Annotated in this window: 18 protein-coding genes and 1 riboswitch; of the genes, 8 read left to right on the top strand and 10 right to left on the bottom strand. The window is 44.8% G+C overall.

The genetic code is table 11. The features are described 5' to 3' along the window. Positions 1-81: 81 nt before the first annotated feature. The 5 genes from uca to BUQ89_RS02240 form a co-directional block, all read right to left on the bottom strand. Positions 82-3,708, bottom strand: a complete 3,627-nt coding sequence (gene uca / locus BUQ89_RS02260; protein WP_028462019.1) for an urea carboxylase — start codon at positions 3,706-3,708, stop codon at positions 82-84. A gap of 57 nt (positions 3,709-3,765) precedes the next feature. After that, the gene (locus tag BUQ89_RS02255; protein WP_028462018.1) at positions 3,766-4,425 is read right to left on the bottom strand and encodes an urea amidolyase associated protein UAAP2; all 660 of its coding nucleotides are present in this window, start codon (positions 4,423-4,425) and stop codon (positions 3,766-3,768) included. Next, positions 4,422-5,153 carry an urea amidolyase associated protein UAAP1 gene (locus BUQ89_RS02250; RefSeq protein WP_028462017.1) on the bottom strand — a complete coding sequence of 244 codons (732 nt, stop codon included), beginning with the start codon at positions 5,151-5,153 and terminating at the stop codon, positions 4,422-4,424. Before BUQ89_RS02250 ends, BUQ89_RS02255 begins: the two co-directional genes overlap by 4 nt. 12 nt (positions 5,154-5,165) lie before the next feature. Beyond that, positions 5,166-6,617, bottom strand: a complete 1,452-nt coding sequence (locus tag BUQ89_RS02245) for an APC family permease (RefSeq protein ID WP_028462016.1) — start codon at positions 6,615-6,617, stop codon at positions 5,166-5,168. A gap of 61 nt (positions 6,618-6,678) precedes the next feature. Next, positions 6,679-6,784, bottom strand: a riboswitch (guanidine-I (ykkC/yxkD leader). Between the two features lie 292 nt (positions 6,785-7,076). After that, positions 7,077-7,961 (bottom strand): ParA family protein, encoded by an 885-nt coding sequence (locus BUQ89_RS02240; protein ID WP_028462015.1) that lies wholly within the window; start codon positions 7,959-7,961, stop codon positions 7,077-7,079. Positions 7,962-8,325: 364 nt separating this feature from the next. Between BUQ89_RS02240 and BUQ89_RS02235 the strand changes: the two genes are divergently transcribed. Next, on the top strand, positions 8,326-8,613 hold the full coding sequence (locus BUQ89_RS02235) for a hypothetical protein (protein WP_143071289.1): 288 nt from the start codon (positions 8,326-8,328) through the stop codon (positions 8,611-8,613). A gap of 164 nt (positions 8,614-8,777) precedes the next feature. On the opposite strand, the gene BUQ89_RS02230 is transcribed toward BUQ89_RS02235, so the two are convergent. The 4 genes from BUQ89_RS02230 to BUQ89_RS13410 all read right to left on the bottom strand — a co-directional run bounded on the left by BUQ89_RS02230 (position 8,778) and on the right by BUQ89_RS13410 (position 11,033). Next, positions 8,778-9,746 (bottom strand): ImmA/IrrE family metallo-endopeptidase, encoded by a 969-nt coding sequence (locus BUQ89_RS02230; protein ID WP_028462014.1) that lies wholly within the window; start codon positions 9,744-9,746, stop codon positions 8,778-8,780. Continuing rightward, positions 9,746-10,054 carry a hypothetical protein gene (locus tag BUQ89_RS02225; RefSeq protein ID WP_028462013.1) on the bottom strand — a complete coding sequence of 103 codons (309 nt, stop codon included), beginning with the start codon at positions 10,052-10,054 and terminating at the stop codon, positions 9,746-9,748. Before BUQ89_RS02225 ends, BUQ89_RS02230 begins: the two co-directional genes overlap by 1 nt. A 9-nt stretch (positions 10,055-10,063) precedes the next feature. Continuing rightward, positions 10,064-10,303: a colicin E3/pyocin S6 family cytotoxin gene (locus tag BUQ89_RS14515; protein ID WP_074202478.1), complete on the bottom strand. Its 240-nt coding sequence runs from the start codon at positions 10,301-10,303 to the stop codon at positions 10,064-10,066. Between the two features lie 481 nt (positions 10,304-10,784). Continuing rightward, entirely contained in the window at positions 10,785-11,033 is a 249-nt protein-coding gene (locus tag BUQ89_RS13410; RefSeq protein WP_143071290.1) for a hypothetical protein, read from the bottom strand. 54 nt (positions 11,034-11,087) lie between these two features. On the opposite strand from BUQ89_RS13410, the gene BUQ89_RS02215 reads away from it, so the two are divergent. From BUQ89_RS02215 to BUQ89_RS14510, 5 genes are all read left to right on the top strand, one after another. Further along, positions 11,088-11,807, top strand: a complete 720-nt coding sequence (locus BUQ89_RS02215) for a class I SAM-dependent methyltransferase (RefSeq protein ID WP_028462012.1) — start codon at positions 11,088-11,090, stop codon at positions 11,805-11,807. An 18-nt stretch (positions 11,808-11,825) separates the two neighbouring features. Next, positions 11,826-12,761: a bile acid:sodium symporter family protein gene (locus BUQ89_RS02210; RefSeq protein WP_028462011.1), complete on the top strand. Its 936-nt coding sequence runs from the start codon at positions 11,826-11,828 to the stop codon at positions 12,759-12,761. A 328-nt stretch (positions 12,762-13,089) separates the two neighbouring features. After that, entirely contained in the window at positions 13,090-13,929 is an 840-nt protein-coding gene (locus BUQ89_RS02205; RefSeq protein ID WP_028462010.1) for an REP-associated tyrosine transposase, read from the top strand. A 101-nt stretch (positions 13,930-14,030) separates the two neighbouring features. After that, positions 14,031-14,861, top strand: a complete 831-nt coding sequence (locus BUQ89_RS02200; protein ID WP_028462009.1) for a hypothetical protein — start codon at positions 14,031-14,033, stop codon at positions 14,859-14,861. A gap of 36 nt (positions 14,862-14,897) precedes the next feature. Next, positions 14,898-15,062: a helix-turn-helix domain-containing protein gene (locus BUQ89_RS14510; protein ID WP_083399583.1), complete on the top strand. Its 165-nt coding sequence runs from the start codon at positions 14,898-14,900 to the stop codon at positions 15,060-15,062. A gap of 180 nt (positions 15,063-15,242) precedes the next feature. Here the strand turns inward: BUQ89_RS14510 and BUQ89_RS02190 are convergent, their stop codons facing one another. Further along, positions 15,243-15,692 carry a hypothetical protein gene (locus tag BUQ89_RS02190; RefSeq protein ID WP_143071300.1) on the bottom strand — a complete coding sequence of 150 codons (450 nt, stop codon included), beginning with the start codon at positions 15,690-15,692 and terminating at the stop codon, positions 15,243-15,245. 593 nt (positions 15,693-16,285) lie between these two features. On the opposite strand from BUQ89_RS02190, the gene BUQ89_RS02185 reads away from it, so the two are divergent. Both BUQ89_RS02185 and BUQ89_RS02180 read left to right on the top strand, forming a co-directional pair. Then, positions 16,286-16,942 (top strand): class I SAM-dependent methyltransferase, encoded by a 657-nt coding sequence (locus tag BUQ89_RS02185; protein ID WP_245812872.1) that lies wholly within the window; start codon positions 16,286-16,288, stop codon positions 16,940-16,942. Positions 16,943-16,960: 18 nt separating this feature from the next. Further along, a complete protein-coding gene (locus BUQ89_RS02180; protein WP_028462006.1) occupies positions 16,961-17,896 on the top strand; it encodes a bile acid:sodium symporter family protein in 936 nt (311 codons plus the stop codon). Positions 17,897-18,083 lie beyond the last annotated feature (187 nt).

Below are 18,083 nucleotides of genomic sequence, written 5' to 3'. Positions count from 1 at the left end.
CAGAGCGTCTGCACCATGCTCTGACAGGCCTTGCCTACCGGTGGATAAACGCACTCAAATAACCGCCATCCGCGTGTTTTTTTAATCATCCGCCTGTATGATCAGCAGCATTTGTCCAGTGGACACATAGCCACCTTCTTTGCAAGCAATCTGTTGAACCGTGCCGTTCACGGTGGCGTCAACTGAAAATTCCATTTTCATGGATTCGATCACGACCAATGAATCACCGGCTGTTACAGACTGTCCTTCTTTGACCAGCAGCTTCCAAACCGTACCCGTAATATGCGAGCCAATCGCACAAGCGCCTGCGGGCATATCCAGTTCACTCTGGGTATCAGACTCTTCCAGACTGTCTTCACTGACATAGTCTTCTGCCTGGCCACTCAGCTTCCAACGTTCCCGTTCGGCCTCAAATGCGGCTTGTTGTCTGGTTTTAAATGCTTTAATCGAGGCACTGTTCTGTTGTAAAAATCGATGATGCTCTTTTAAACTAAACGTGGTTTCCTCTACACGCAATTTAAACTGTCCCGTAATGAAATCCTTACGCAGCGCAAGTAACTCACTTTCACTCACGGGATAAAAACGGATTTGATCAAAAAAACGGAGTAACCAGGGCTTCCCATCTTTGAAGTCGGACGTTTGGCGATACCGGTTCCACATTTGTACTGTGCGACCAACAAATTGATAACCGCCCGGACCTTCCATTCCATACACGCATAAATAGGCACCGCCGATACCCACCGCATTTTCCGGCGTCCAGGTTCTCGCGGGATTATATTTAGTTGTCACCAGGCGATGACGGGGATCGACTGGTGTGGCAACCGGAGCGCCCAGATAGACATCACCCAGACCCATGACCAGATAACTCGCTTCGAACAAAATCCGCTTCACTTCTTCAACACTATCCAATCCGTTAATACGGCGAATAAATTCAATATTACTCGGGCACCAGGGCGCATCCTTGCGGACAGATTGTGTGTATTTCTCAATGGCCAGCCGTGTTGCCACATCGTCCCAGGATAATGGCAGATGTACGATTCGGGTTGACACTGTCATCTCTTCAATCGACGGCAACTGCGACTCGACAGCAATCAGAAAATCCAATAATTGCCGCCGTGCTAACACTTGTGAATCAAAGTGAATTTGTAATGAACGAATGCCGGGTGTTAGATCCAAGATACCGTTCAAATCACCCGAATCAAGCGCCTTCTGTATCCAATTCATCAATGCATGGGCACGAAATCGTAAATTCAAGTCGAGTATCAGTGGCCCATATTCAACCAGCAGATAATTGTCGCCAGACTGACGATAAATCACTTGCACCGACTGCGCGCTTTCCGGAATTGTATACAGAACAGGACTACCCAGTGGCAAGTTATCTGTTCCAGATTGCGCTGGCGTCGCCTTTGCGGGACGCAAATACAAAATGGACTCGTTTTGACGTTTTTCCAGTGCCATGGCCTGTTCCATGGACAACGGGCGAAAACGCACAGCATCGCCCGGTTTTAATTGCCCCAGTTTCCATAATTCAGCCTGTACAATCGTTGCCGGACAAACAAAACCACCCAGACTGGGGCCATCCGGTCCTAAAATAACCGGCATATCACCGGTAAAATCCACGGTACCGACGGCATAGGCATTATCGTGAATATTCGATGGATGTAACCCCGCTTCACCGCCATCACTACGCGCCCACTGCGGCTTGGGTCCCAGCAGCCTGACACCGGTACGGCTAGAGTTATGATGTACATTCCAGGCGGTAGTAAAGAAATGATGAATATCTTCGTCCGTAAAAAAATCCGGCGCACCATGCGGGCCGTATAGAACACCAATCTCCCAGCTATCGGTATAATCCGGGATCAATTCCTGCTGCAGCAAGCTATGCGTATGACCTTGCTTTGCCTGCATATGCAATACATCACCGCTGCGCAAAACGCGCCCGGCATGCCCACCAAACTGGCCCAACGTAAAAGTGGATTTACTTCCCAGGTAATCAGCCACTTGAAAACCACCCTGAATCGCAAGATAAGCCCGGCAACCATGATGGCTGATCTTTCCAAACTGAAGTAATGAGCCCGCTTTAATATCATGCGATTGCCATAGCGACAATGATTCGCCATCCAGACGCACATCGATCGGCGCGCCCGTAATTGCGATAATGCTGTCATTATTAAATTTTAGCGTCGGACCAACAAAAGTAATTTCAAGTCCCGCTTTATCCTCGGCGTTGTCGACCAAGCGGTTAGCCAAACGAAAGGCATATGAATCCATTGGCCCGGACGGCGGCACACCGATATGCCAGTACCCCAGCCGTCCGGGATAATCCTGTATCGTGGTCTGTACACCTGGACTCAGGACATCAATCGTTTGTGCCGCATAATGAAAACCATTTAAGAAATTTGTGTTGTATTGACTCTCACGAAAAGCCGTACAACATAAAACCTGTTTAAGATAGTCCAGATTGGTTTCTATCCCATATAGCATCGTCGTATCGAGTGCATTGAGCAGACTGGTAATGGCCTGCGCGCGTTTGGGTTCATGCACAATAATTTTTGCCAACATCGGATCATAGAATGGAGAAACTGCCACCCCGCGTTCTACCCAAGTTTCGATACGGGCTGCAGAAGAAAACGTGGCAGCAGTCAGTGTGCCGCTGGAAGGCTGGAAATCTTTGGCCGGATTTTCAGCATATATACGTACTTGAATAGAAGAACCAGAGGCCTCTATTTTAAATGAATTCAGCGGTGGCAAATCTCCGGCGGCTTGTTGCACCATCCATTCCACCAGATCGATACCCGTCACTTCTTCAGTGACGCCATGCTCCACTTGTAACCGCGTATTGACCTCCAGAAAATAAAATTCGCCGCTGGAAGCGTCAAAAATATATTCCACAGTACCCGCTGATTGATAATTAACTGACTTGCCAAGACGCACGGCCGCATCTAGCAACGCCTGCCGCAAACCTGGAGTCAGACCGGGCGCAGGCGTTTCCTCTATCACTTTCTGATTGCGACGCTGCATCGAACAATCACGTTCACCTAACGCGATCACTTCGCCTTGGCCATCACCAAAAATCTGCACCTCTATATGACGCCCATTCTCAACAAATTTTTCCAGGAACAGGCCCGCATCCTTGAAGTTATTTTGTGCTAAATATTTGACCGTGTCGTAGGCATCAATCAACTCATCTTTGTTCCAGCACAGACGGATACCAATGCCGCCGCCGCCAGCAGTGCTTTTCAGCATTATCGGATAGCCAACATGCGCTGCCGCGTGCAGGGCTTCATCCAGACTGTCCAGAAGATCTGTGCCAGGCAGCAGCGGCACCTGATTTTGCTTCGCCAGTGCACGCGCGGTGTGTTTTAAACCAAAAGTACGCATTTGCTGCGGACTGGGGCCAATAAAACAAATATTATTTGCCGCGCATTGCTCAGCAAAATCTGCATTTTCACTCAGAAATCCATAGCCGGGATGAATCGCCTGCACACCCGCCTGCTGAGCGATTTCCAGTATCTTATCGACACGCAGATAACTATCCGCTGCCACACCACTGCCGATACAAAAAGCTTCATCCGCCTCCACTACATGACGCGACAATGCATCAGCATCGGTATAAACAGCCACACTTTTCACACCGATACGACGCAATGTACGCATAATACGGCAGGCAATCGCGCCACGATTGGCAATCAGCACTTTCTCAAACATCTCCAGCTCCCCTTTTTATGGATACCAGTGAATTAGCTATCAGCACCTGCAATTCGATTAATCCCAAATCAGCAAGCGAATCGGCGTAGGGTTATAGGCATTACAAGGGTTGTTCAGCTGCGGACAGTTTGAAATCAACACCAGCACATCCATTTCAGCTTGCATCTCAACATATTTTCCTGGCGCCGAAATACCATCAACAAACTCAAGTTCACCATTTTCAGTAACCGGTACATTCATGAAAAAATTAATATTACTGGGCAAATCCCGTTTGCTCATACCCAATTGCTCACAGTGTGGATCATGTGCCAGCGCATGCAAAAAATTGTCGCGACAACTGTGCATGGGGTATTTCTCCAGCGCATAACGTACCGTGTTGCTTTCTGCAGCACAGGCACCGCCTAATGTATCGTGACGCCCGCAGCTATCGGCGATAATAGTCAGCATCACATTGCCAAAGTTCGAATAAAGTTTGCTGCCTGTGGTCAGATAGAGAGCGTTCTGCCGACATACCGTATCGGTTGCACTATAACGTTCCAATGCATCATCGGCATTAAAAAACAAGGTATCGACCGCCTGATTACCTTCCAGATCAACAATGCGAAAAGTTTGCCCTTTATTCACCCGTTTCACCCATGATTCACCAGCTGCACAAATCTCATCCATCATTGCAAGCTTAGGATCAAGCCTGCTTTCAACTAAATGCGGGCTATTCATGCTTCACCTCCCTGAGACATATAAAACCGTTGCGTATTTTTAAAACCACGCATGTTTTCAGCAATACGGGTACATTCCGTGATTGCGTCGGGTGGGGTAGCAAATAACGCCAGATTAACATCGCCCGGCTGATAGGATTCAGCCGTATCCAGCGGATGAGGCGCTGCTGACAGCACCATTAACGTATCCATTTGAAAACTTAAATCGACATAGTCACCGGCTTGAGTGTTATTCGCATGAAAGGTTAATTTACCATTCGCATCAGCGGTAACCTTGCTGAAAAAATTGATACCGGGCACGATATCGCGCCTGCCCATCCCCCATTTACCCAGCTCTAACAACAGGCCATCCAAACCGCTGCGATGCATCTGATTGCGATGTTCCTGATACCGTGCAACACCATATTTTTCACGAATGAGTGCTGCATCGCTCAGGCCACATACGGTATCGTTCCAACCTGCGGTATCTGCCGTAATACAACAAAATATGCGCCCCATATCGGAGTGGCAAGCATGGCCCTTCGTCAAATAGAAGGTATGTTGTGATTTGAGTGTGTCCGCCATATTGTAGCGTTCCAGCTTTTCTTCCCGATTGTAAAAGAACACAGCGGCATTCGCACCGCCATTGATATCCGTCAAACGCAACGTCATGCCACGGCGCACAATACCAGACCAGTGACATCCACCTGGAATGTTTTCTTGCCAAAGAATCGGTTTCTGTTGATTCATCACTACCTCCTTTTAAACCGGAATTTTTGAATTGTCTCGAAATTTATTCACCAGAATAAACACAGTGGTCATACTCAGAATGCTGCCTAATACCAGGGGTATCGCCCACAATTGCCACCAGGGCGCATCAGTTGCAACCGCATAAGAACGCGGCCAGGCAATATTGATTAACTCAAATAATGACCAGAGAAAGGCTACGAAATTGATGATTACCCCCCAGACACCCAGCTTAAGTTCGCCAAGCGCCGGATTCCAGCGACCCGCAAGCCGGGCAAATAAACCTACGCCAGTCGTCATGGCGAACATGGCATATAGACCACCCGTACCAAAGGCAATGATTGTCGCTACCGCACCATCATTTAGCCCCAACAATAAGCCAAGTGCTGCCAACATTACGGTGAAAAGAATTGCATTACGGGGTGTTTTGTCGGCGGTAACGTTACTCAATACAGCAGGCATATTGCCTTCACGCGCCATAGAATAGACAATCCGGGAAGTATATTTAACGACTGATGCCCCGCAGGCTAAAAAAGCAACCATAACAACCCCGGAAAAGGGTTTCTCTATCCAGGCACCCAAACTACTGGTTATCAAAGGTGTAACTGGATCGGCTGTTTTACTGGTGTTGATCAGCGTGTCATGATCGAAGGTTAATATCAGAGCCGCGGAATTGAACAACACAATGGTTCCTACACCCATCAAGGAAAAGAAAATTGCACGCGGCACCATTCGTTTGGGCTGATGGGTTTCTTCTGCAGTTGTCGAGCAAGCATCAAAACCGATGAATGCCCAGCCCGCAATAGCGAGTGCGGTCATAAAAGCAGCCGTCTCGGTGGGCGCGGTTCCGGTACCCAGATGCTGAAATAATTCGGAAAAACCATACTGACGGAAAAAGAAAAATAACAGCAAAGCAATACCGAACGATCCAACAATCTCCGCGTAAACACCCAGCGCAACTATTGACTTAAAAATATTGACAGGGGCAAGGTTGAGCAACATGCAGAGTAATAAAAATACGGCACCCCAAAACACCATCATGGGACCGCCTCCATCGCTCGACCCCCAAAAGGTTGCCAGCCAGATGCCGCCAGTATAAGCCGTGGTGGTTAGCATAGCGATCGTGGAGCTGACGTAAATGACACCCGCATACTGACCCGCAACGACTCCACCGAGCTGACGTGACCATTTGTAAGCACCGCCGGCAATTGGAAATTGAGACGACAATTCCGCATAGACGGTGGCTACCAGCAATTGCATGACCAGGCAAATGACCAATGCCGCAAACCAGCCACCACCCGTTACCGTTGTTTGTACACCAATAATGGCGTAAAGCCCTACGACTGGAGAAACAACGGCAAAACCAAGGGTAAAACTGTTCCAGACTCCCATACTGCGGTGCAGTTTGTCTGGCTCTATTGCATCACTATTAAGGGCGGAATTACTTTGTTGAGGTGTTGTGGACATAACGAAGTCTCCTTTGTTCAGCGGATAAACACCGAGAATAAATGTATAAATTCACATTTTGATCTCCCGGGTTTTTATCCCTCCGTGGAGCCTCGTTATGACGAGACCGGAAACTCTCGGACCAGACACCTTTAATTAAAAAGGCCGGAACCCTAGTTTCCCTTGCTTTGCGATTATTTTTGACTCTGGGATTAACTAAAACATTCAACCAATGCTATCAATTCATCAATTAAATATCACAAAACTATAAAATTATTTTACACACTTCATTCTAAAAATCAAAATCCATTTTTCTATAAAAACAAAGTGTGCTGCTAAATCCTATTCGAGCAGATATGATAAAACGTACTGATCAATGGCCTTGGAGTAGTTTTTTTACCACGACTGGAAACAGCAATTGCTCCAAATGGCTGCAAACAAACGGGATGCTGAGTCGGTTTCACGTAAGTTTTTTATTTTTTAATTTCTGATATATCCCAGATCTCTTGTTATCTCTATTACAAGATTTCTAACATTGTCGTAATAGTTGTCATATCTTTCTGATAATGTTATAAATCCAATAGAATCGTCAGCGGCATCCGATAATCTCGGGGTTGGTGGAAGAGTATTTTTATAAATTTTGCAGTTTTTAATTTTTGCAAAATGAATCAATTCATCTTTATGAAGTTTATATTGCACAGTTCTTTTATCTGCTTTGTTAAGAACAAATCCTAATAGATTATAGTCGTTACCATACCCCCTCCATTCTCTAATATTATCAAGCATTTTTAAGGTACCGGATAGGGCGTTAATATTTAACCTGTTCAGTTCAGTGGGAACAACAAAATAGTCCACCATAAATGCGCCAACTAAAGAAAACCTATTAATTTTTGATATGCTTCCAGGCAAATCGACAAATATAAAATCATATTCTGTAGCCAATTCAGAAGCAATCCAGCGAGCCAGTTTCAGAGAATCATTTAGGGAGGCTTTTTCATCAAAATTAAGTGCTAATTTTGGTTCCGACACCATAACATCTAGATTTCCCAATCGAGTCTTTTTTGTTTTGGCATCATTATCTCGCTCTCTTGTAAAAATAAACCTTGACAAATCTATTCCTTTTTTTTGATCAAGCCTTGAGTTCAGAATAAATGGTAATGTTAATGAATCGTTTGTTATTTCTGATACTTTTTCTATTCCTAAGATAGCATTTGCGCATGAAGCCTGAGGATCAAAATCCATAACTAATACCTTGGATTTCTTTTTGTTTATCGTAATTGACGAAAGAAAGTCAGACAAAAAAAGAGATAATGTTGTTTTACCTACCCCTCCTTTGTTATTGTATATCCCTATTGACCTAGCCATTATTATCTGCTCCAGAATACTTAAATTATGTACGCGTAAAATATACGTCTGCTCATTTATTAATGAAGGAACTTCCGTATCCAGTATCACTACCTACAGATTAAGAAAACCGTTTCTCAATAGAACATAACGGATGAAACCTTATTTACTTGATAATAAAAATGGCTATGTTGCAATTAACTGTTGAAATTGATTCATAAATCAACAAAGTCCAAATTAACCAAAAGGGTGGTTATGGACAAAATCCATGAGACCTTTACAAAATTCCAATAGTTTAAAAATTAACTATTTATAATCAGCAGTCTAAAACTTCTGGCGAGGGATTTTGCAAAAATCCGTTGTGTTAAATCCTATTCGAGCGGATATGGCAAAACGCACTGATCAATGGCCTTGGCGTAGTTTTTCTACCACGATTGGAAACAACAATTACCCCAAATGGCAGCAAACGAACTGGGTGCTGAGTCAGTTTGGTAAAAAGCGGAAACAGGCCATAACTGACTATGTGAATTTTGTTCAGGCGGGTGTGGGATTGCCGAGTGTCTGGGATTCTTTACGTAAGCAGATCTTTCTTGGCAGTGAGATTTTTGTCTATAAAATGCAGCGGCATATGAAATCAGACCAAAATATCAGTGAAATCCTGCGAGCGCAGTGAAGATCAATATCCAAGCCACTTTCTCATTATTCATCTTTTAGTGGCTAAAATGAAGGGATTGTAACTGCATATCAAACGGGTGATTACACCATGAAACAGATTGCAGACAAATTTGGATTGCATTACGTGACAGTTAATCGGGTTATCAAAAAAACAGAAGGGAATTAGCGTGACTCTGTAAGGCCAGCCCCCTTTCTTTTATATTTTGCAATTAATTCTTTTATTCTTTTTACTATATACTGCGGAAATAATGGATGTACCACAATTTTATCGAATTTTCCTTTCCCATCGTAGGCCCGCATTGCTAGCGAGCATAACTCTTTTTCAGACAAATGATCTTTATTTGAATTGTATTTCGACGCAAGAACTGCGTTTATGCTCTGTAAAAGATGCCTGCTTTCTGTTTCATCTAAGATCTGATTTAAAATATCCCGCCATTCTCTACGATCAACTTCTTCAATACCTTTATCATCAAAAGTCCATGACTTATAGTATCGATCGCCTAAAATGAAATCCTCCTCCAAGTAAGCCATAGAAAATATCTTATCTTCAAGCAGATTCCTGCCATTTAGCAGTACCGGAGATGGAGCAATTTTCGTACAATAATCTCTTATTAGGTATCCATTAGAATCAACCTGCGCGCATACAATAGGAATATTTATCGTCTTGAAAGCCTGGATTAACACTGCATCTCTTGAAGCGCCAGTATCAACTAAAACAGCTTTAATAAACAATTCTACAGAGGAGAAAGATTGTTGAAGTTCTTGCAACCAACCGCTGGGAATTAATAGCTCTGCTGCAAATAAATTCGCCTCTATTTCCATTTCTTTATATTCAACATTAGCGTCAGCATTAAAAGAATGCGAGACAATAGTTCCTGTATGCCATGGGATTATGATATGACCTAGCTCGTGAGCTAATGTAAACTTTCTTCTAGTTTCAGGTGGCGAGGTATTAATAAGAACTTGAGGCTTACTTTCGCCACCGATACCAATAGTTATTCCGTCTGCTTCAAATGGAAAATGAAAGTACTCAACACTGGCATAAATTTCAACAAGAGTCTCCAAGTCATATGGAGGCTTTAAATTGTGCCTATCCAGCAATCTTTTTGCCATTTTTTCAACAGGAGTCACTATGCCCTACCAATTAGCTTTAACCATTTCTCTATTCGGCGGGCCTCTTCAACTGTTTCTGCCCTGGCCGCTAGAGCTAACCTCTTTTGATTAAGTTCTACATCAAATCTAGTGTTGTTCTTTCTTGCAGATAAAATAAATGGAAGAATAGACGGCTGAGTAGCCCAAACTGAGTATTCCTCCCAGCTCATACCCAAATACTCATGCAACTCCAAAGTTGTCTCTTCATCTTCATGCCAATTATCAACGAAATCATCAATTTCATCTTCTAGAACTTCACCGCTAAGACACAAGTCCACAAAGCGCATTTTATTCTCCTAGTTTTGCTTATTAATCCTACGACCTTTGACGGACCGCTTTATTAAGAACCCTGTGTGGGGGCAAACAACACCCAGATGACGTCCATTTTTATTAAAGGCTTCTAACTCGCCATGGAGTGAATCCCATGTATAGAAGATATTTTCCGAGTCATCCTTATATACTTTACGCCCACCCTCAATTCCGACAACTCTAAAATTGTCTAATATTGAAGGCTTGGGAACTGGTAATCCACCCAATTTAGTACCCCTAAGACCGCTGCATAACTGTGTTTTTGAGCTTTTTTGATTACTTGCAGCATTGATAAATCAAACACTTAAAAATCTTATCCAGCCCGAGATAACCAGTTATGCAGCGGTCTTCCCCTTACTCTGGAAATCTAACAATTGGCTATATAGTTTCCGTATATCTTCCATACTTCTGCCATTAATAGCAATAAAGTAGTTGTGAGATAGGCCTCACTTGATTAGACAATTTTTCCCCTATCTTAAGGGACTGTCTCGTAATAGCATTTCCCAAAATTTCGGTTGTTAATAATCAATAAGTTGTATAGTAAGAAACGGATAAATTCTACATTACGAGACAGTCCCCTTAAGTAGAAATCTTGCGTTAATGTCTATGCTGAGTATAGAAAAAATAAACCACTTTTTCCATGCAGACTGAATCTACTGAAAGCTGGCTCGGCTGTCAAACACGGTGATAATCCATCGGTAAATGACTCTATTCCAATTCAGTTAGCACAAAAAAGTCAAAAATTTTGCCGCGTTCTGGTGCTTCAGACGAAAGACGCCCAAGACTAAAGGTCAGCCCAATGATGAAGGAAATTGAAAGGAGCGAGTACGGGATCAGGTTGGCGCGAAAGATCGTGGATTTGTGCAGGTGCTCCAGACGGTTCCCGGGCAGGCAGACCGAGATGATCAGGTGTACTAGCTCAGACCTGATCAGCTTTTCCTTAACTCGCCATCTCATGTAAAATGCTGCCAGAATTTAGTTCGTTGTATTTAAATCCTGTTTTGGTCGCCTATGACATCTGCTGAATCAACCAGCATCTTCACACACTCCTGGTCGCTGTATGATCTGATCACGGAATACAATTACATGTTTCATCAGGAGATCTATACGGGGGTGGGTCAACTCCTGAAATTGCGCGATGATCTCGGGCGTTACCGTTTGCTGGATCTGGGGTGCGGCAACGCGCGCTATCTGTCTCCCTGTTTGAAACAATCCCCACCGATTCTGTATGAAGGGGTCGATTTATCCGAGGCGGCGCTGGCTGAGGCGCGTGGCTATTTGGCTGGCTTGCCCGATCCGGTGGTTACGCTGACGCGGGGTGATCTGCTGGAGGCTGTCGAAGCAACCGATAAGACATGGGATGTGATCTTCACCGGATTTGCGGTTCATCACTTGATGTCCGCTGATAAAGCACGCTTCTTTCAGGCTGCCGGACGCTGCCTTGCAGAAAAAGGCTGGTTGATCCTAGTGGATGTTGTGCGTGAGGAAAACCAGAGTCGAGAGAATTATCTGATGGATTATCTGAACTACATGCGCGACAACTGGAACAAGATACCGCCGGATCAATTGGAAGAAGCCTGCACGCATGTGCATGATCACGATTATCCCGAGTATTTTTCAACGCTAAAGGAAATGGCGGCAGCAGGCGGTTTGAAAGCCAGCCGTATAGTCAGTCGTTACGGACAGCACTATACCCTTCTGTTTGCGCGCTCCTCCCTGCCACAAATCTGATCTGAGACAGCCTTCTTTATGCTGCAAAAACTGACACTACTGTTCCCGCTCTGGATGACGCTTACGGGAGCCATAGCACTATCCTGGCCGGAGTGGTTGCTCCCTCTCAATCAGGGGTCGATTGTGGTGTTAATTTTAGCCTTTATCATGCTATGTATGGGGCTGACCTTGACCTTTGATGATTTTCGCAGAATCACCCGTACGCCCAAAGTAGTGGCAATTGGTTTTGCGGCGCAATATACCATCATGCCCTTGCTGGCCTGGGGAATTGCGACGGCGCTTAATTTGCCAACGTATTTTGCGGTCGGCCTGATTCTGGTGGGTTGTTGTCCTGGCGGTACTGCCTCGAATCTGGTGGCTTATATCGCGAAAGCAGATGTGGCGCTCTCAGTGGTGATGACCGTTAGCTCCACATTGGCAGCTGTCATCCTTACCCCCTTACTGACACAGCTATTTGCTGGCACATTAGTCCCAGTGGATACCTGGATGCTGTTTAAACAAACCCTGCAAGTCGTAATTGTGCCCGTCGTTCTAGGCGTTTTGCTTAACCACTCGATGCCCCGACTCGTCCAGCGCGTGATGTCAGTCGCGCCACTGCTATCCGTGCTGGGAGTATGTGTGATCTGTGCCATTGTATTTGCAGCTCATGCCGAGATCATCCTCAGGCATGGCGCCGAACTGATCCTTGCTGTTGCGATATTACATGGGGGTGGCTTTTTGATGGGTTATCACTTTGCGCGGATATTTGGTTTCCATTCCCAGAGTGCTCGCACAGTTTCGGTGGAAGTCGGTATGCAAAATTCGGGTTTGGCCATTGTACTCTCCAAGCAAGCTTTTCCAATGCTACCCCTGGCACCCGTTGTCGGTGCGGTTTCGGTATTGGTGCATACCTTGTTAGGCAGCCTGCTGGCCGTATTGTGGCGGGCCCGGCCACCTCAGCGCCAGATTCGATAGTGCTTTCTTCTATCCTGCTCCGCGGGGGTATTGGATATAGGCAAAACACCCCCCCCCTTTTTCCATGAGCCCTGAATCTACCGAAAGCTGGCTCGGTTATCAAAGACCGTGTTAATCGATCGGAAAAGGCTGTATTCCGGCTTACTTAGCGCAGGACCGTTTCCATTTCGGCCAAGTAAGTCATCCTCCCCTCCTCAACAAGCACACCATGGTGAGTCAATATTTTCATAATGCTTGATGATCTAATTAAGCAAAAAATAAGGGTCAAGTCTTGTTATGATACATACAATCGGCTATCCTATGATTTAATTAAATTGAGGATCCGAAAATGGCAAGACCACTCAGAATAGAATTGCCTGGAGGTTTGTACCATATAACGTCCCGAGGCGATCATCGAGACGAAATTTATCTTGATGATTCTGATCGTGTTTTCTGGCTGAAGCTGTTAGAACAAGTTTGCGAGCGATTTAATTGGATTTGTCATGCCTATTGCTTGATGGATAATCATTATCATATCGTGGTGGAAACGGTTAAGGGAAATTTATCTAAGGGCATGCGGCAGCTGAACGGTGTCTATACGCAATATTTTAATCGCACCCACAATCGTACTGGGCATGTTTATCAGGGGCGCTATAAAGCAATTTTGGTAGAAAAGAATCGTCACCTCCTTGAACTTTCGCGTTATGTTGTGTTAAATCCTGTTCGAACAGGTATAGTAAAACGCGTTGATCAATGGCCTTGGAGTAGTCTTTCTGCCATGACTGGAAACAACAATTGCCCTGAATGGCTGCAAACGAACTGGGTGCTGAGTCAGTTTAGTAAAAAGCGGAAACAGGCTATAACTGACTATGTGAATTTTGTTCAGGCGGGCGTAGGATTGCCGAGCGTCTGGGACTCTTTACGTGGGCAGATCTTTCTTGGCAGCAAGACTTTTGTCGATAAAATGCAGCTGCATATGAGATTAGATCAAAATATCAATGAAATCCCACGAGCGCAGCGAAGACCAATGCCCAAGCCACTTTCGCATTATTCATCTTTTAGTCACAGAAATAAAGGGATTATAACTGCATATCAAACAGGTGATTACACCATGAAACAGATTGCAGACGAATTTGGATTGCATTACGCGACAGTTAGTCGGATTATCAAAAAAGCAGAAGGAAATTAGCATCCTTCTACAAGACCCGACCCTCTCTATTGCCGTGCTGGGATGGCTTACTCTTCGCTTCGCTACATTTCAGCCGCCCATGTGCTATGCGTTATATCTAAATGATGATTACCCAAATTACCAAAGAAGAAATTCGAGATCTTACTGTTAAAGAATTAGCTGAGAGGATGGATGCTATCCTCGAACAAAATGAGCTCGAAAGGTATGGTCCAGAGCGCTTGAAATCCAAAAAAGACTTCCCAGGAGAACCATCCGTTTTAAAAATTTTAAACTCTAATCATGTTCAAAAAATGGACGAGGAAAAGCAAAGAAAAATATGCCATCTATCGTTCAGCACGATGCTTCAAATGGAATTCTCAAATGTCGCCTCAGCTGCTAGCAATCACTTTGTTTATGTACCTGGATTTACAGATGATAATTGGAAGTCGGTTAAAACACAGGTTAATTCTGCAGCTCTAGATCAGTTTCAAATTATCAGCAGTAGAATTTCTATGGAATACTTCATGGAACTTTTATACTTTCTTGGGGAAGGCGAAAGAATTAAAACAAAGGATTCTACCTTCAAAAAAGTCAAAAAGTGGCTTAATAACCCAGACAACCGATTTTCTTACTTTGCTGTGCATATTTTAAGAGCTTTTGAATTTGATAGAAGTTTTAGGACACCTGAAGTCCATGCATCTTCGAAACTTCACGGACACGTTTTACGCCTACAAATACCGAAAACGTCTGAAGATTGCAATAGCCACCTTCAGTTAACAAATGTAATGAATGGTGTATGGCAGCCACTATTGAATATATTAAATGATGAGAAAGCTTGTTCTATGCAAGGAAGTAAAGAAGATTTTAAATGGTTGGAATCTTATCTACATGATAGCAATGAAGATAAGACAAGCTTTCTGCAATCAATCTTTGATCAAATGGGATCAGGCTAAGATATCAGTAAAATCCCACGAGCGCAGCGAAGGCCAATGCCCAAACCACTTTCTCATTATTCGAGATCTTTTAGCCACAGAAATGAAAGGATTGTAACTGCATATCAAACGGGTGATTACACCATGAAACAGATTGCAGATGAATTTGGGTTGCATTACACGACAGTTAGTCGGATTATCAAAAAAGCAGAAGGAAATTAGCGCACTTCTACAAGACCTGACCCTTCTGTTCAAGCTGTCTCCGCGAAAGACCGCACGCACTCCGATCACGTGCAGCGTCGGGTCTACCACTTATCATTTGATCGAAGCGTTTTTTTGTATCAACATTTTGCGGCCGCAGCCCAGCGTAACGAGGTCGAATTGACATTCTTATTAAAGGGGTTAGCAGTCGATTTCGCCATAACTTTCACTGTACATATTTACCGAGCATTTTCTTTCTACAACCTTGAAATCACTACCTTGGCACTCAAGCCCACCGTTCTGTGGATCAGGAAAATATGCCTCACATTTATTTTCTATGATTCGAAGAGATGAACCTTGGCATTCCACATCTCCGTATGAATCAGAATATTTATAGACTTCGCACTTCTTCTCTATATCTCTCAGAGAAAAGCCATAGTCGCCAATGTTTTCATCAGAAGCCGAAATTGATTGGTCAACGAGGATAACCAGCATTTTCTCATGTTGACTTAGATCTTCAAATTTTTTTTGACCAGTAATAATTTTCTGGTAAAGCATCGGTGCTCTTTGATAATTAGTTTGCGCATATGGCTGCGAAACGCTACCGATGAACAGCATACAAATTATTATTGAAATAGGCTTCTTGAACATATTGTCCTCTCTAACACTGTTATAAATTGCCGAAAGAAGCATAGCGTATTGAGGTCAATTTCATGGCACCGTTAAGAGCTACTTTATAACGCATTTTCCATAGTATTGTGAGGCATAGGAAAAATAAACCACTTTTTTATGCGTTTTGAATGCACTGAAAGCTGGCTCGGTTGTCAAACACGGTGATAATCGATCGGCAAATGCCTCTATTCCGACTCGGTTAAGTTATTAGCACAAAAAAGTCAAAAATTTTGCCGCGTTCTGGTGCTTCAGACGAAAGACGCCCAAGGGTAAAGGTCAGCCCAGTGATGAAGAAAATTGAAAGGAGCGAGCACGGGATCAGGTTGGCTTTAAAAGATCGTGGATTCGTGCAGGTGCTCCAGGCGGTTCCCGGGCAGGCAGACCGAGATGATCAAGTGTACTAGCTCAGACCTGATCAGCTTTTCCTTAACTCGCCATCTCATGTAAAATGCTGCTGGAATTTAGCTCGTTGTATTTAAATCCTGTTTTGATCGCCTATGACATCTGCTGAATCAACCAACATCTTCACACACTCCTGGTCGCTGTATGATCTGATCACGGAATACAATTACATGTTTCATCAGGAGATCTATACGGGGGTGGGTCAACTCCTGAAATTGCGCGATGATGTCGGACGTTACCGTTTGCTGGATCTGGGGTGCGGCAACGCCCGCTATCTGTCTCCCTGTTTGAAACAATCCCCACCGATTCTGTATGAAGGGATCGATTTATCCGAGGCGGCGCTGGCTGAGGCGCGTGGCTATTTGGCTGGCCTGCCAGATCCGGTGGTTACGCTGACACGGGGTGATCTACTGGAGGCTGTCGAAGCAACCGATAAAACATGGGATGTGATCTTCACCGGATTTGCGGTTCATCACTTGATGTCCGCCGATAAAGCACGCTTCTTTCAGGCTGCCGGACGCTGCCTTGCAGAAAAAGGCTGGTTGATCCTAGTGGATGTTGTGCGTGAGGAAAACCAGAGTCGAGAGAATTATCTGATGGATTATCTGATGGATTATCTGAACTACATGCGCGACAACTGGAACAAGATACCGCCGGATCAATTGGAAGAAGCCTGCACGCATGTGCATGATCACGATTATCCCGAGTATTTTTCAACGCTAAAGGAAATGGCGGCAGCAGGCGGTTTGAAAGCCAGCCGTATAGTCAGTCGTTACGGACAGCACTATACCCTGCTGTTTGCGCGTTCTTCCCTGCCACAAATCTGATCTGAGACAGCCTTCTTTATGCTGCAAAAACTGACACTGCTGTTCCCGCTCTGGATGACACTTACGGGAGCCATAGCACTATCCTGGCCGGAGTGGCTGCTCCCTCTGAATCAGGGGTCGATTGTGGTGTTAATTTTAGCCTTTATCATGCTATGCATGGGGCTGACCTTAACCTTTGATGATTTTCGCAGAATCACCCGTACGCCCAAAGTAGTAGCAATTGGCTTTGCGGCACAATATACCATCATGCCCTTGCTGGCATGGGGAATTGCGACGGCGCTTGATTTGCCAACGTATTTTGCAGTCGGCCTGATTCTGGTGGGTTGTTGTCCTGGCGGTACTGCCTCGAATCTGGTGGCTTATATCGCGAAAGCAGATGTGGCGCTCTCAGTGGTAATGACCGTTTGCTCCACATTGGCAGCCGTCATCCTTACTCCCTTACTGACACAACTGTTTGCTGGCACATTAGTCCCAGTGGATACCTGGATGCTGTTTAAACAAACCCTGCAAGTCGTAATTGTGCCCGTCGTTCTAGGCGTTTTGCTTAACCACTCGATGCCCCGACTCGTCCAGCGCGTGATGTCAGTCGCACCACTGCTATCCGTGCTGGGAGTGTGTGTGATCTGTGCCATTGTATTTGCGGCTCATGCCGAGATCATCCTCAGGCATGGCGCCGAACTGATCCTTGCTGTTGCGATATTACATGGGGGTGGCTTTTTGATGGGTTATCACTTTGCGCGGATATTTGGTTTCCATTCCCAGAGTGCTCGCACAGTTTCGGTGGAAGTCGGTATGCAAAATTCGGGTTTGGCCATCGTACTCTCCAAGCAAGCTTTTCCGATGCTACCCCTGGCACCCGTTGTCGGTGCGGTTTCAGTATTGGTGCATACCTTGTTAGGCAGCCTGCTGGCCGTATTGTGGCGGACCCGGCCACCTCAGCGCCAGATTCGATAGTGCTTTCTTCTATTCTGCTCCGCGGGGGCATGGATATAGGAAGAATAAACCACCTGAGATTTTTGCAAGAGTTTCAAGGAATGAAAGGTAGAAGAACGTTCGATAGAGATAGCATTTATCGTTTCCATCATTTTATTAATAGCATATGCCATTATTATTAACTTTCTTCCTTTTTTATAGACGTATA

The organism is Nitrosomonas cryotolerans ATCC 49181 (assembly GCF_900143275.1).
In the GTDB taxonomy this organism is placed as follows: Bacteria; Pseudomonadota; Gammaproteobacteria; order Burkholderiales; family Nitrosomonadaceae; genus Nitrosomonas; species Nitrosomonas cryotolerans.
The sequence above is the reverse complement of the archived record's forward strand: the minus strand, read 5'-3'. Positions and strand labels throughout refer to the sequence as shown.

What these genes read in the sequence shown, in the direction of transcription:
- uca (WP_028462019.1), bottom strand. Translation starts at nt 3,708, where the DNA reads ATGTTTGAGAAAGTGCTGATTGCCAATCGTGGCGCGATTGCCTGCCGT.
- BUQ89_RS02255 (WP_028462018.1), bottom strand. Translation starts at nt 4,425, where the DNA reads ATGAATAGCCCGCATTTAGTTGAAAGCAGGCTTGATCCTAAGCTTGCA.
- BUQ89_RS02250 (WP_028462017.1), bottom strand. Translation starts at nt 5,153, where the DNA reads ATGAATCAACAGAAACCGATTCTTTGGCAAGAAAACATTCCAGGTGGA.
- BUQ89_RS02245 (WP_028462016.1), bottom strand. Translation starts at nt 6,617, where the DNA reads ATGTCCACAACACCTCAACAAAGTAATTCCGCCCTTAATAGTGATGCA.
- BUQ89_RS02240 (WP_028462015.1), bottom strand. Translation starts at nt 7,961, where the DNA reads ATGGCTAGGTCAATAGGGATATACAATAACAAAGGAGGGGTAGGTAAA.
- BUQ89_RS02235 (WP_143071289.1), top strand. Translation starts at nt 8,326, where the DNA reads ATGGCAAAACGCACTGATCAATGGCCTTGGCGTAGTTTTTCTACCACG.
- BUQ89_RS02225 (WP_028462013.1), bottom strand. Translation starts at nt 10,054, where the DNA reads ATGCGCTTTGTGGACTTGTGTCTTAGCGGTGAAGTTCTAGAAGATGAA.
- BUQ89_RS13410 (WP_143071290.1), bottom strand. Translation starts at nt 11,033, where the DNA reads ATGAGATGGCGAGTTAAGGAAAAGCTGATCAGGTCTGAGCTAGTACAC.
- BUQ89_RS02215 (WP_028462012.1), top strand. Translation starts at nt 11,088, where the DNA reads ATGACATCTGCTGAATCAACCAGCATCTTCACACACTCCTGGTCGCTG.
- BUQ89_RS02210 (WP_028462011.1), top strand. Translation starts at nt 11,826, where the DNA reads ATGCTGCAAAAACTGACACTACTGTTCCCGCTCTGGATGACGCTTACG.
- BUQ89_RS02205 (WP_028462010.1), top strand. Translation starts at nt 13,090, where the DNA reads ATGGCAAGACCACTCAGAATAGAATTGCCTGGAGGTTTGTACCATATA.
- BUQ89_RS02200 (WP_028462009.1), top strand. Translation starts at nt 14,031, where the DNA reads ATGATGATTACCCAAATTACCAAAGAAGAAATTCGAGATCTTACTGTT.
- BUQ89_RS14510 (WP_083399583.1), top strand. Translation starts at nt 14,898, where the DNA reads ATGCCCAAACCACTTTCTCATTATTCGAGATCTTTTAGCCACAGAAAT.
- BUQ89_RS02190 (WP_143071300.1), bottom strand. Translation starts at nt 15,692, where the DNA reads ATGTTCAAGAAGCCTATTTCAATAATAATTTGTATGCTGTTCATCGGT.
- BUQ89_RS02185 (WP_245812872.1), top strand. Translation starts at nt 16,286, where the DNA reads ATGTTTCATCAGGAGATCTATACGGGGGTGGGTCAACTCCTGAAATTG.
- BUQ89_RS02180 (WP_028462006.1), top strand. Translation starts at nt 16,961, where the DNA reads ATGCTGCAAAAACTGACACTGCTGTTCCCGCTCTGGATGACACTTACG.